This is a genomic window from Streptomyces sp. NPDC043854, assembly GCF_056436005.1.
On sequence record NZ_JBWKDK010000024.1, the window covers coordinates 117943 to 131793 of the forward strand.

The window sequence follows — 13851 nt, forward strand, 5'->3', positions numbered from 1 at the left end:
TCCCGCCATTCGCTCGTTCAGCTGAACGTGACTGCGCCGCACACCGCCACCCGCCCCCCGTCTCCCGCGACGCCCGACGTCGAGCAGGCCGAGGCCGCGATCGTCGAGCACTACCCGCGGCTGGTGCGGCTCGCCTACCTGGTGCTGCCGCCCTCCCTGGGCCGCCACCGGCGGGTCCTCACGGCCCACTCGCTGGCCCAGCGCGCGCTGCCGCGCGGGAGGCGGTCCGGCGGGAAGGCCTCGGGCGGGGGGCGGCGCGGCGTCCCCGGCCAGCGCGGCGACCGCCGCGCCGGCCCGGACCGGGGCACTGACCGCGGGTACGCGTACGTCCGGCTCCGGGTGCTGCGCTCCGCCCTGGAGGCGGGGGTTCCGCTGACTTTCCGGGCGCTTCCCCGGCGGTCCCAGCTGCCCCCGCTGCTCCCCCAGGTGTGGGGGCTGCGGCTGTTCCCGCGGTCCGGCGGGGCCGAGGAGCTGGCCCTGGACCAGTGGCTGGCGACGCTCGACGGGCCCGGCCGGGCCGCCTGCGTGCTGCGGGCACTGGAGCGGCTGCCGGAGCCGGAGGTGCTGCGGGTGCTCGCCTCCGCCGGGGTGGCCGACCCGCGGGCGGCGGTCGCGGGGTCCGGGGATCCGGCCCATGACCCGCTGTTCGCCTCCCCCGAGTTCGATCCGTGCGTGCTTCAGGCGCGGCCCACCGATCTGCTGCGCCGCCGCCGCTTCGGGCGGGCCGCGCTGGCCGCCGGGGCCGCCCTCGCCGTCTGCGGGGCGCTGCTCGCCCTCCCGGGCGGCGGCTGGGGTGCGGACGGGGCCGCTGCCCCGCCGTACGCGCGCAATGCGGCCGTGGAGCAGGCCATGGACCCGGCCAAGCTGATCCGGGTCGCGCCCGCGCTGTGGCGCACGTCGTCCCGTACGGGCTTCTCGACCTGGCCGGCCCGCGGCGACCGCGTCGACGACACCGAGCTGCTGCGCCGGGCGCTGGCCGTGTGGGCACGGCCGGGCAAGTCCGTCGTCGCCTCGGCCACGCCGGGAACCCCGCCCGGGCCGCCGATGGGCCCGCCGCAGCTGCTGTTCGCGGGCGCCGTCGACCAGGCGGTGGTGGTCCTGCTGTACGACGGGCTGCGCGTGGTCCGGTACGCCGAACCGCGCACCGGCACCGCGGTCGCCGCCCTCGACTTCGCCCGCACCGACGGCGCGTCGGCGGAGACCGCCACCGGGCTGGTGCTGAGCCGGGTCGACGGGAACGTCCGCTACCTGACCGCGCCCTGGGCCTCCGGTGTGGGCCTGCGGGACCTGCTCAAGCCGGGCGAGGCCACCGTGCCGCTGAAGCTGGGCCCGGACGGGGTCACCCCGCCGGTGCCGAGCCCCGCCCCGGCCGGCAAGTGCACCGGCTGGAACGCCCTGTCCCTGACCGGAGACGGCTCCACCCGCCTGGTCACCGACCTGGGCGAACTGACCCCGGCTCGGCTGACCTCGGGCGGGCCGGGCGCGGAGCGGGACGTCGCGGAGGGCGGGGAGCTCGGCGACTGGTCGCGGATCGCCTGCCTGCTGCCGTCGGTCCGCTCGGCGGGGGTCCGTACGGTCAACGCCTGGACGTACGCCAGGCAGCAGCTGCCCGAGGGCGAGGGCACGGCGACCTGGTTGTGCACGCGGGCGGAGACCTGGACGGGCGTGCAGGACCGGGTCCAGGCCCAGTTCCTGACTCCGGGCGCCCCGCTTGCGGCGCAGGCGGCCAAGGCGGAGGGCTCGCCGGCATGCGGCCCGCGGGAGCCGCGGGTGCTGGCGGGCGTGCTGTGGAAGTCGAAGGCGGGCCAGTGGTACGCCCTGGCGGCGGGCAGCACGCAGTTCGCATCGCTGTCGGGGTCGGGCGGCGGGGTGAACGGTTCCGCTGCGGGCAACCGCCTGGCGGTGAAGGTGCCGGCGGGCACCCGGGTCGAGCTGTCGGGCAAGCTCACGGACGGCACGAAGGCCCGGGCCCTGGGCCAGTAGCGGCCCGGAAGCCGCTCGACCGCCCCATGTCACCCATGCGCTTCAGGAGTGGGCGCCTACAGCATGCGCCGGGGTGCCGGACAGGAGTACGGGCCAGTCCTGGCCTGCGGCCCAGTCCGCGAACGTGTGCCAGCCGACCTCGGGGTGGTCGCGCCGCAGCCGGGCGGTGTCGACGTCGAGGCCGTGGGCGGTGACGTACGCGAACATGGCCGCCAAGTCCTCGGACCAGTTGCGGACCTGGGCGAGCGGCACTTCCCGGTGGGTGACCGCGCGGCCGGTGGCGGCCGCGAGGACCTCCGCGATCCGGGCGGGGGTGAGCTCGTCGGCGGCTATGTCGATACGGCGGCCGGCGAACTCGGCGCGGCGCCCCAGGACCAGCGCGGCGAACGCGCCGATGTCGGCGGCGGATATGAGGGTGAGCGGGCGGTCCTCGGGCATGGGCCAGGCGAAAGAGCCCTCGCACAGCCCCTCGACGGTCCATCCGGTGGCGTAGTTGTCCATGAACGCGGCCGGGCCGATCACGGTCCAGGGCACTCCGGCCGCCCGCAGGTGCTGCTCGATGAGGTGCTTGCTCTCGTAGTGCGGGATGCCGGTGCCGCGGTCGGCGTGGGCCGCGGAGGTGAACACGATGTGCCCGAGGCGGGCATCCGCTGCCGCGTCGACGAGGGTGCGGCCCTGCCGGATCTCGGTGGCGATGTCGGTGCCGAACGGGGTGGTGACCGCGAAGAGCGAGTCCGCCCCGACGAAGGCGGCGTCGAGCGCGGCGCGGTCGTCGAAGTCGGCGCGGCGCACGTCGGCACCGAGGCGGCGCAGGGCGTCCGCGGCAGGAGAGGCGGGGTCGCGGGTGAGTGCGCGGACCCGGTGGCCCGCATCGATCAGGGCGCGGGCGGTTGCCCCGCCCTGGGCGCCGGTGGCTCCGGTGACGGCGATGGTGAGCATGGTTCCCCCATGAAGACGAAACAGATTCTTCTGCGCTACACATTAACTGCGTCACACAGAAGAATAGCGAACGCCGCGAGCTTTCCCAACCCCTGACACCACGGGGGTTTCCGAACCCCTGACCCGTCAGTACATTGACGCCATGTCTAATAGGCCGCCCACCCCCACCCCCACGCCCGTGGCGTCGGAACGCACAGAGCTCAAGGCGCGCAAGGTGTCCTTCGGCTGGGAGGACACCCCGCTCCACTGGCTGCCCGGCGACCCCTTCGCCACGCACACCATCAACGTGCTGCACCTGCTCCTGCCCGCCGGCGAACGCTGGTTCGTGCACGTCTACAAGCAGGTGCTCCCCCACATCAGGGACGAGCAGCTCCGCGCGGACGTCATCGGGTTCATCGGCCAGGAGGCCATGCACGCCGCCGCACACGACGACGTCCTCCCCCACCTCAAGCGGCTCGGCCTGGACCCGACCCCGTACACCGCCCAGGTGGACTGGCTCTTCGAGAAGCTGCTCGGCGACCGGACCCTGCCGCCCGGCCGGGCGCGGCACTGGTGGCTCATGGAGCGTGTCGCCATGATCGCGGCGATCGAGCACTACACGGCGTTCCTGGGCAACTGGGTGCTGAACGCGGACGAGTTGGACCGGCGGGGCGCCGACCCGATGATGCTGGACCTGCTGCGCTGGCACGGCGCGGAGGAGGTCGAGCACCGCTCGGTGGCCTTCGACCTGTTCATGCACGTCGACGGCGGCTACCGCCGCCGCGTCCGGACCTGGGCCACCGCGTTCGCCGCCCTCGTCTTCCTCTGGCAGCGCGGCGCCCGCTTCTTCATGGAGAACGACCCGCAACTACCGGGCGCCAAGGCCTCGTTCGGCCAGCTCTTCCGGGCCGGGCAGCAGGGTACGCTGCCGTCCACCGGAGCGATGCTCAAGTCGATCCCGACCTACCTCTCCCGCACCTACCACCCGTCCCGGGAGGGCTCCACCGCACAGGCCGCCGCCTACCTGGCCTCCTCCCCCGGCGCGAACGGCGGTGTCCGGCCGTGAGCAGCAGCCGTGCCCTGACCGTCGCTGCGTTCGCGGGCGCCGCGTGGCTGACGAAGCGCGCCCTGCGCCGGCGCATATCCCGCTCGCCCCTCTGGCCTCTCCCCGCCCTCGAGACCCCCGTCTCCGGGTACTCGCCGCGCCGCCGGCTGCGCGCCCTGATCGTGTCGCGCACCGAGCCGGCGCAGGGGGTGGTCCAGCTGACCCTGGAGTCCCCGGAGCTGCCCGCCTGGGCCCCGGGCGCGCACGTCGACATCACCCTCCCCTCCGGCCTGGTCCGCCAGTACAGCCTGTGCGGCGATCCCGCCGACACCGGGCGCTACACGATCGCGATCCGGCTGGTCGAGGACGGCCGCGGCGGCTCCCGCGAGGCCCACGCCCAACTCGTCGAGGGCGCCGAGCTGGAGCTGCGCCCGCCGCGCAACCGCTTCGCGCTGGAGCCCGCCGCCTCGTACGTCTTCGTCGCGGGCGGCATCGGCATCACCCCGATCCTGCCGATGCTCCGGGCCGCCAACGCCGCCGGGGCGCAGTGGTCCCTGTGGTACGGGGGCCGCTCCCGCGCGTCGATGCCGTTCCTGCCCGAACTCGCCGGGTACGGGGACCGGGTCGCGGTGGTCCCGGAGGACGAGGCGGGCCTGCCCGACCTGGCCGGGCCGCTCTCCGGAACCGCCCCCGGCACCCTGGTCTACTGCTGCGGCCCTGAGCCTCTGATGGCCGCCGTCCTCGCCGCGGTCCCGGACCCGGGAGCCGTCCGACTGGAACGGTTCGCTCCGTCCGCGTCCCCCGCCGAGGCACGGCCCTTCACCCTCGACCTCGCCCGCTCGGGCCGCACGGTCGGGGTCGGGGCCGGCGAATCGGCCCTGGCCGCCGTCCGCCGGGTGCTGCCGGACACGCCGTACTCCTGCGAGCAGGGCTTCTGCGGGACCTGCCAACACCGGGTCCTGGCGGGCGAGGTGGACCACCGCGACGAGCTCCTCACGGACGGGGAGCGGCAGGACTCGATGCTGCTGTGCGTCTCCCGCGCGAAGGGGGACCGCCTGCTCCTCGACCTGTGAGCACCGCCCCGGACCTGCGGGTACTGCGGGTTCTGCAAGGACGGCCGTTGACGGCCGGTCGCCCGGAGGCGAAGTAGGGTGTCCGCATGACAACCGGGGTGCGGCGCAGGATGGGTGTCGAGGAGCGGCGGCAGCAGCTGATCGGGGTCGCCCTGGAGCTGTTCAGCAACAGGTCGCCCGACGATGTGCCGATCGACGAGATCGCGGCGGCCGCCGGCATATCCAGGCCGCTCGTCTACCACTACTTTCCCGGCAAGTTGAGCTTGTACGAGGCGGCGCTGCGGCGCGCGGCGGACGACCTGGCGCAGCGGTTCGTGGAGCCGCACGAGGGTCCGCTCGGGGCGCGGCTGCTGCGCGTGATGGGCCGGTTCTTCGCGTTCGTCGAGGACCACGGGCCCGGTTTCTCCGCGCTGATGCGCGGCGGGCCGGCGGTCGGCTCGACCCGGACCAACGCGATGATCGACGAGGTCCGGCAGGCCGCGTACGACGAGATCCTCAAGCACCTCGGGATCGAGAAGCCGCCCGCCCGCCTGGCGCTGGTGGTGCGGTCGTGGGTGTCGCTCGCCGAGTCCACGGCGCTGATCTGGCTGGAGGGCCGGGAGATCCCGCGCGCCGAACTGGAGTTGCAGCTGGTGCACGATCTGGCGGCGCTGGCCGCGGTGAGTGCCGCGTACGACGCCGAGATGGCCGGGATCATGGCGCGGATCCTGGCGGGCGAACCGGCCGACGGCCCCTTCGGCGAACTGGCGGGCCGCCTCGCCGTGCTGGTCCCCGACACGCCGGAACCGATGCCGGAGCCGGGGCCGGAACCGGAACCGACGCTGGAACCGGAACCGACGCCGGAGCCGGGGCCAGCGCCGCACTGATGATCGCGTGATAATACGCGCGTGATCATTGATGACGACGGGATCCTGTTCCGGCGGGCCGTGGAGAAGGACGCCGCCACGCTGGTGGCCCTGTACGACCAGGCCGCCCGGTGGATGCAGAGATGCGGGATCGAGCAGTGGAAGCCCGGGGACAAGGACGTCGCGCACTTCACGAAGCAGATGCGCGACGGTGAGGTGTGGCTCGCGGGCGACGCCGAGGGGCGGATCGTCGGGGCGTACGAGCTGTGGTGGTCGGACGAGGAGGCCTGGGGCGTGCAGCCTCCGGTCGCCGGCTACGTGCACCGGCTGATGGTGGAACGCAAGACCGCGCCCGCGGGGACCGGCCGGCGGCTGCTCGAGCATGCCGAGCGCCGGATCGCCGGTTCCGGTCTGCCGCGGGCGCGGCTGGACTGCGTCTCCACCAACCCCCGGCTGCTCGCGTACTACCAGAACGCGGGCTACCGGGTGGTCGGGGAGTTCCCCCACAAGGAGGGGAAGGACGGCCGCGTCTACGGGGTGATCCTGCTGGAGAAGCGGCTCGACCGGCTCAGCGTCGTGTGAACACCGCGATCGAGCGGGCCGGGATGCGGAACTCTCCCTTCTCCGCGTCGTACGAGGACTGCTTGACGACCGCGTCGGCGCCGGCGGCCTGCACCGGGTGCAGGGTGTAGCCGGTTCCGGCGAGGGCGGGGATCCGCTGGCTCTGGACGCCGGGCGTGGCGTTGAACACCACCACCAGGCGGCCCAGCGTCATGGTGATCACCCCGGGGGTCTCGTCCTTCCCCGAGAGCGGGAAGGCCAGCGCGTCCTGCACCTGCTGGGCCGTGCCCAGCGAGAAGGCGGGTTCGGTGGTCCGGATCCGCAGCAGGTCCCGGTAGGCGGCCGAGGCGCCGCTGATCTCCGTGCAGCCCGGGGCGGGCCCGGTCAGCAGCGGCTTGGCATACGGCCACTTGGACCGGTTGTCGGCAGCCGGCGGAAGCCCCCTGCCGAACCCGTTGCCGTCGCGGCAGTCCCAGTGGATGGCGTTGAACCAGTCGCCGCTGTCGTACGAGTTGCGGTCCAGGGACTTCGAGCGGAGCAGATCGGTACCGGCCTGCGACAGCGCGGGCCCCTGGGACAGCGCCGTGACACCCATCGCCAGCACCTGCATACGGGCGTGGTCGGCGGCCGCAGTGCCCTGGGGGAGCTTGTACGTCAGGGCGTCGGCAAGCGTCTCGTTGTCGTGCGCATCGGCATAGGCGAGGGCATCACCCGGTGCCGCCGCATATCCGGCCGGGGCGCCGTTGTAGTCCACCTCGGAGCCCTTGACCCGGCGTCCCGAGGTGTCGGTGAAGGTGTACGAGGCGAGGTTCCCGGACAGGCCGACCTTGATCAGGTCCTGGTCGTGCAGCAGCCGGGCCCGCTGCTCGGCGGCCGTCCCGTTGGCAGGGGACCCGTTCGGGGCCGTGAACAGCCCGGACGCAAAGCCCTGGACCCGGGGGTCCTCGTCGAAGGGCCCCCCGCCCCGCACCGCATCACGGGCACGGTCGGAGAACGTGGCGATCCCGGTCCCGGCCATGTTCAGCTGGGTGGCCTGCACGAACCGCGCATCATTCGCGACCTCGCCGAAATTCCACCCCTCCCCGTACAGGACGATCCTCTTCCCGTCGACCCCGTCCTTCTCGGGGGTGAGCGCGTCGAGGGCCTGGCGCACGGCGAGGATGTTGTCCTTCGGGTGGTGGCCCATCAGGTCGAAGCGGAAGCCGTCGACCTTGTACTCCTTCGCCCAGGTGACGATGGAGTCCACCACGAGGCGGCCCATCATGGCGTTCTCGGGGGCCGTGTTGGCGCAGCACGTCGAAGTGGCCACGCTGCCGTCGGCCAGCAGCCGCTGGTAGTACCCGGGCACGATCCGGTCCAGAACCGACTTGCCGTCCTGCCCGGCCGCCACGGTGTGGTTGTAGACCACGTCCATCACGGTCCGCAGCCCGGCCCCGTTCAGGGCCTGCACCATCTTCCGGAACTCGACGGTCCTGGCCGTGCCGTTCGGGTCGCTGGCGTACGACCCCTCCGGAACGGTGTAGTGCAGCGGGTCGTAGCCCCAGTTGTAGGAGTCCTTCGCGGCCGCCGCGGCCACGCAGGCCTGCTGCTGCTCGGAGTCCGGCGCGTACACCTTGAGGTCGCACGCAGGCTCGGTGCGGTCCTCGCGCTTCTCGGGGATGGTGCCGATGTCGAAGGCCGGCAGCAGGTGGACGTACGAGGTCCCGGCGGCCGCGAGGTCGCGCAGGTGCCGCATGCCCGCCGAGCCGCCGTCGGTGAAGGCCAGGTACTGGCCGGGGTGCTTGCTGGTGGGGTCGGCGACGGAGAAGTCCCGGATGTGGAGTTCCTGGATCTGCGCCGAGGTGAAGGGCACCGCGGCCGGCTTGCGCAGCTGCCGCCAGCCGGGCGGGGCCAGCTTGGGATCGGCGAGGTCGGTGACCAGGCTCGCCGCGGAATCGGTGGTCAGCGCGGTGGAGTACGGGTCCGTCACCACATTGCGAACCACCTGCCGCGCACCTGGCGCCCACACCGTCACGGCGTACCGGTACGGCTTGCCGGTCCAGGAGCGCTCGCCGCGCGCCGACCAGACGCCGGTGGCGTCGTCGCGATGCATGGGCAGGATGCGGCCGTCGAGTTCGAGCTCGACCTTCCGGGCGGTCGGCGCCCACACGGACAGGGTGGGCCGGCCGTCCTTGAAGACGGGCCCGAGCGCGGCCCGGGTGGCGTACAGGTCGTCGAGTACGCCGGCGAGCTGAACACCCGTGGCGGCCAGAACGGCCCCGCCGGCAGCCCGGGCAGACGCGACGACCTGCCCCCTCAGGGCGTCCCGCACCCGCCCGCGATCGCGCACGTCCACGCTGTAGGCGGCGTACGCGGCAAGGTGCGGGAACCTCTGCTTCTGCGCGTCGGTGAGCTTCGTGGCGGTGAGCCGCAGCCACTGCGCGGACCCCGTCCCCGTCAGGGTGCCGTTCTCGGCCTTGATCGTCCCGTCCCCGGAAGCGAGAAGCTGGACGGAGGCAGCGGCCGGAGGGGCATTCCACACGACGGTGTCGCGGTCGATCCAGACGGCCCGGGACGTGCCGAGGTCGAGGCCGGCGGCCGAGCCGGCGGGCTGCGGCAGCAGGTAGGCGGCCTGGCCGCCCAGCATCCACACCTCGTGGCCGGCGGCCTTGAGATCGAGCGACTGATCGGCGGGCAGGTCCTTCTCGTCGCCCTTGTGGACGATGTAGCTGAGCGAGCCGGCCCCGGCGGCAAGCGGCACCTCGAAAACAGCACCATAGGCATCGAACCGGGCGGGCATCAGCGGCTTGGACCAGTCGGTCGGGTTCGCGGCCCCGGTCCACACGTGCAGGCCCCAGCCGTCGTAGGCCCCGTCGGCGCGCTTGTAGTGCAGGACGGCCTTGCCCTGGTCCTGCGGCGGAGAGGCGGGCCGCTCGGTGCGGACGGCCTCCTGGCCCTGCTCCAGCCAGATTTCGCCGGTACGGGTCACGTCCAGCGTGCGGTCGGCGGCGACGTCCTTGTTGCCGTCCTTGTCGATCACCAGGTAGCCGATCGACGAGGCGCCGGGCTTGAGTTTGACCCAGGCGAAGGCGCCGTACGCGTCACGGCCGGTGAAGTCGTGTCCGGCGGGCCAGGGCGTGGCCTCCCCGTCGGCGATGTCCCCCCAGGCGTACAGCCGCCAGTTGGTGTAGTCCCCGTCGGGCCGGCGGTAGTGGACGACGGCGTAGTCGCGCTCGGTGGCGGTGGGCGCGGTCACGGGCGGGATCCGGCCGGCCGCGGACTCGGCGAGGGCGCTCGCGGTCCGCCCGGCGGAGTCGGTGACGACTGCCTTGTAGCGCAACGCGGTCCCGGCCGGGACGTTGACGTACTGGGTGACCTTGTAGGGGGCGTGGTCGGCGGATCCGAGGACCTGCCAGGGGCCGTTGCCCGCCTGGGCGGCGAACACGACCCGGTTGAGCCCGCCGCCGCTGACGTCCGCGGACACCTCGACGGTGCCGGCGGCCCCGGCGGCCGGCGCCTTCAGGGTCACCACGGGCTTGGCGGAGGCAACGGCAAGCGGCTCGACACCCCGCAGCACCACGGACCCGAGGGCGGGCACGACCACGGTCAGCTTGCCTGCGGCGGAGGCGCGGATCAGCGCGGTGCCGCCGTACAGGGTGCGGTACTGGGCGCCGGCGGGGGCGTCGATCTCGACGGTCCGCGACTCGGTGCCGTTGTTCGCGGCGACCAGGTACTCGGTGCGGCTGCGGGCGTCGGTCCGCGCGAAGGCGTACACCGAACCGTCCGCCAGCCGCTCGCTCTGAATGCCGTCGCGCAGGGCCGGGTGCTCCCGGGTCAGCTTGGACAGCCCGGCGATCTGCCGGTACAGCGGGTGCCCCTGGTCGTACGCGTCACTGGCATGCGTACGGCCGGTACCGAGCTGGTCGTCGTCGAGGTAGTCGGCGGCCTTCGAGGCGAACAGGGGCTGGCGGGCGTCCTTGTCGCCTCCCGCGCCGGTGAAGCCCTGCTCGTCACCGGAGTAGACGACGGGGTTGCCGCGCGAGAAGAACATCAGCTCGTTGGCGAGCCGGTAGCGGTCCAGGAGCTCCTGCTCGGCCGCGCCGGGCCGGTCCTGCTTGAGGAAGGTGCCGAACCGGCCCATGTCGTGGTTGCCGAGGAACGTGACCTGCTCGTACGCGTTGGCCTTGTCGGTCGTGTACCGGTAGTCATCGGCGAGCACGCCCGCGAGCCGGCCGGCTGCGGCGCCCTGGGAGGCGTACGCGCGGATGGCGTCCTGGAGCGGGAAGTCGAGCGTGGCATCCAGCCGCCCGCGCGTCACGTACGGGGAGGTGACGGCCGTGTCGGCGGAGTAGACCTCGCCGAACATGAAGAAGTTCTTGCGCCCCTGCCTGGCGGCGTACTTGTCCAGAGCTGTGGCCCACTGCGTCCAGAAGTCGGTGTTGACGTGCTTCACGGTGTCGATGCGGAAGCCGTCGACGCCGAAGTCCTTGACCCATTTCTCGTAGATCTTCTCCATGCCGCTGACGACCTCGGGCCGCTCGGTCCACAGGTCGTCGAGGCCGAAGAAGTCGCCCTGCTCGGAGGACTCCCCGGCGAAGGTGGAGTCGCCCCGGTTGTGGTACATGGCCGGATCGTTGAGCCAGGCCGGAACCTTGAGGTTCTTCTTCCCCTCGGGCACGAACGGCGTACGCGGGAAGGAAGAGGCCCCGACGGCGGGGAACTTCCGCTTCCCGTCGGCGTAGTCCGCATCGTCGAAGGCCACGCCGTCCTTCGTCAGATAGGGAAAGGCCCCCTTCGACAGGTATCCGTAGGACTGCTCTCGGTAGTCGACGACGTCGGCGGTGTGGTTGGTGATGACGTCGAAGAAGACCTTCATCCCCTTCGCGTGCGCCTTGTCGATGAGCTTCGCGAGATCGGCATTGGTCCCGAAGTGCGGATCCACCTGGGTGAAGTCGGTGATCCAGTAGCCGTGGTAGCCGGCCGAGACGTCGTCGCCCTTGCCCTGCACCGGCTGGTTCTTGAAGATCGGCGCCATCCAGATGGCGGTGGTGCCGAGTCCCTTGATGTAGTCGAGCCGGTCGGTGATCCCCTTGAGGTCGCCGCCCTGGTAGAAGCCCTTGTCGGTGGGGTCGAGGCCGGTCTCCAGCCGGCTGCCGGTCAGGCCTCCCGCATCATTGCGCGGGTCGCCGTTGGCGAACCGGTCGGGAAGCACGAAGTAGAACTGCTCCCGCGTGAGGTCGTGCCGCGCGGGCTCGGCGGCCAGTTTCGCGTCCGGCGGCGGCGCCGGGGGTCTTCCGGCGGCCGCGGCGGGCAGGGCTGGCAGGAGCGTCACGGCCAGCGCGGCTGCGAGGGCTCCTGCGGCAGGGCGTATCAAGGCGGCTCTCCTTGGTCACGTGAAGAGGGCCGCCCGGCGGTGGCGGGGTTTCCTACTGGGTGCCGGGCGGCCCTGGCCTGTGGGCGTCAGTTGCGCCAGGTGTCGTTCAGGACGACCTTGCTGCCCGCCGGGACGGTGGCGGTGCGGTTGTCACCGCTTTCCCAGGTGACGTTGCCGGCGGCGTCCTTGCGGAGGTACTTGTACGAGAACGCCGTTCCGGCGGGAAGGGTCACGTCGAGCTTCCACACCGGGTATGCGGACGGGTCGAGCTTGAGCGCGCCCGCGGGGTTCCAGTTCCCCAGTTCGGCCCGGTCGCCGGTGACGTAGATGTTCTGCCCGGGCACGGTGGTGGCGTTGACGGCGAAGGAGGCCCCTGTGGCGGCCGGGACGCCGCCGCAGGTGCGGGCCCCCACGTGCAGCGCGAGCGCGGTGTTGGCGCCCAGGGTGGCGGTGAACCTGCCGTCAGCCCCGACGGAAACGTTTCGCCCGCTCTGCACGTCGCAGTAGTCACCCGCGGGCAGCGAGGTCTGGAAGGTCCGCGTGAGCGCCGAGGCCTCGTGGTTGACGGCCACGAACGCCTTGCTGCCGCGCCCGAAGGCGATCTGGTTGCCGCCGTTGTCCCACCAGCCGGTCACGGCCTGTCCGCGCGCCGCGTTGCGGAAGCCGACCATGGACGCTATCTCCGGCCACGCGTGCTGGCACTTCCACCCGTCGCGGTAACAGCCGTTCACCTGCCCGCCGTTCGGCGGACCGGCCTCCTTGTCGGTCCACTCGTACCCGGAGTGCACGTCCGGGGAGCCGTACGGCCAGGCCAGCATGAACACGCTGGCCAGCGTGTAGTCGGCGCCGTTCTTGTAGTTCAGCGTGTCGCCGACCCGCTCGGTGTCGTGGTTGTCGACGAAGACGGCGGAGCTGCCGGAGGCCATGTACCCCCAGCCCTCGCCGAAGTTCTTCAGGTACGCGAGCTTCTCGTTCTGGAAGACGCGCTTGAGGTCCCGCGCGTACCGGAACTCCTGGACGTCCCCGTTCCCCAGGTACTCGCTCGGCGACACCGCCTCGCCGGCCCCGTGAATGGCCTCCTGCTTCCAGTACGCACCGGGGTCGGTCAGCCGCGACTTGATGTCGGCGAGGTCGGCGGCGGGCATGTGCTTGGCGGCATCGATCCGGAACCCGTCGACCCCCAGCGACAGCAGGTCGTTGAGGTAGGCCGCGATCCGGCCGCGCACGTGGTCCTCGCCGGTGTCCAGGTCGGCGAGCTGGACGAGCTCGCAGTTCTGCACGTTGCCGCGGTCCTGGTAGTTGGTGATCTCCGCCCGGCAGTCGTCCATGTCGGCGCCGGAGTAGATGCCGGGGTAGCCGTACTTCGTATACGCACTCCCCCCGGTCCCGACCCCGTCACCGGCGGCCATGTGGTTGATGACGGAGTCGGCCACGACCTTCACCCCGGCCGCATGGCAGATGTCGATCATCGCCTTGAACGCGGCCCGGTCCCCGAGCCGCCCGGCGATCTTGTAGCTGACGGGCTGGTACGAGGTCCACCACTGCGGCCCCTGGATGTGCTCCTGGGGCGGCGAGACCTGCACGTACCCGTACCCGGCGGGCCCGAGGCTCTCGGTACACGCCCGGGCCACGGACTCGAACCGCCACTCGAAGAGCACGGCGGTGACGTCCTTCTCCCCTGGCGTCGCGGCCTGCGCCTGCGGGGCCTGGGCGGTGAGGGTGGCGGCGGCGAGCGCAGCAGCGGCAATCAGCCCCGCGGAGCCTGCGCGGGTTCTGGCGGGTCTGACAGCTCTGGCAGACATGTGGGGGGCCTCCTGGCGGAAGAGGTGGGGATTGTTGGCGACCGTAGGGCCCACCCCAGACCGTTGCAAGACTTTGCGCAAGAGATTGCAGAATTGTTTCCGACGAGGTGGCGCGGCCCGCCCCGGCGCCGCCCCGTGCACAGGACGGCGGGGGGGGGGGGGGGGGGGGGGGGCGGGGGGGGGGGGGGGGTTGGGGGGGGGGGGGGGGGGGGGGGGGGGGGGGGGGGGGGGGGGGGGGGGGGGGGGGGGGAAGGGGGGGGGGGGGGGGGGA

At 72.6% G+C, this 13851-nt stretch carries 8 protein-coding genes; 5 read left to right on the forward strand and 3 right to left on the reverse strand.

The window, feature by feature from the left end:
• The first annotated feature begins 27 nt into the window (after positions 1–27).
• Entirely contained in the window at positions 28–1983 is a 1956-nt protein-coding gene (locus tag AC068A_RS22400) for a hypothetical protein (RefSeq protein ID WP_478587436.1), read from the forward strand.
• 42 nt (positions 1984–2025) lie between these two features.
• Here the strand turns inward: AC068A_RS22400 and AC068A_RS22405 are convergent, their stop codons facing one another.
• Positions 2026–2922: an NmrA family NAD(P)-binding protein gene (locus AC068A_RS22405; RefSeq protein WP_478587438.1), complete on the reverse strand. Its 897-nt coding sequence runs from the start codon at positions 2920–2922 to the stop codon at positions 2026–2028.
• A 142-nt stretch (positions 2923–3064) separates the two neighbouring features.
• On the opposite strand from AC068A_RS22405, the gene AC068A_RS22410 reads away from it, so the two are divergent.
• The 4 genes from AC068A_RS22410 (at position 3065) to AC068A_RS22425 (ending at position 6446) form a co-directional block, all read left to right on the forward strand.
• A complete protein-coding gene (locus AC068A_RS22410) occupies positions 3065–3967 on the forward strand; it encodes a metal-dependent hydrolase (protein WP_478587440.1) in 903 nt (300 codons plus the stop codon).
• Positions 3964–5019: a PDR/VanB family oxidoreductase gene (locus tag AC068A_RS22415; protein WP_478587442.1), complete on the forward strand. Its 1056-nt coding sequence runs from the start codon at positions 3964–3966 to the stop codon at positions 5017–5019. Before AC068A_RS22410 ends, AC068A_RS22415 begins: the two co-directional genes overlap by 4 nt.
• Before the next feature lie 86 nt (positions 5020–5105).
• Positions 5106–5885: a TetR/AcrR family transcriptional regulator gene (locus AC068A_RS22420; protein ID WP_478587444.1), complete on the forward strand. Its 780-nt coding sequence runs from the start codon at positions 5106–5108 to the stop codon at positions 5883–5885.
• Between the two features lie 24 nt (positions 5886–5909).
• The gene (locus AC068A_RS22425) at positions 5910–6446 is read left to right on the forward strand and encodes an N-acetyltransferase family protein (RefSeq protein ID WP_478587460.1); all 537 of its coding nucleotides are present in this window, start codon (positions 5910–5912) and stop codon (positions 6444–6446) included.
• On the opposite strand, the gene pulA is transcribed toward AC068A_RS22425, so the two are convergent.
• Together pulA and AC068A_RS22435 are read right to left on the reverse strand one after the other, a co-directional pair.
• The gene (pulA, locus tag AC068A_RS22430; RefSeq protein ID WP_478587445.1) at positions 6433–11778 is read right to left on the reverse strand and encodes a pullulanase-type alpha-1,6-glucosidase; all 5346 of its coding nucleotides are present in this window, start codon (positions 11776–11778) and stop codon (positions 6433–6435) included. The two genes, AC068A_RS22425 and pulA, sit on opposite strands and share 14 nt — an antisense overlap.
• Positions 11779–11864: 86 nt before the next feature.
• Positions 11865–13580, reverse strand: a complete 1716-nt coding sequence (locus tag AC068A_RS22435) for a carbohydrate-binding module family 20 domain-containing protein (RefSeq protein WP_478587447.1) — start codon at positions 13578–13580, stop codon at positions 11865–11867.
• Between the last annotated feature and the right edge of the window lie 271 nt (positions 13581–13851).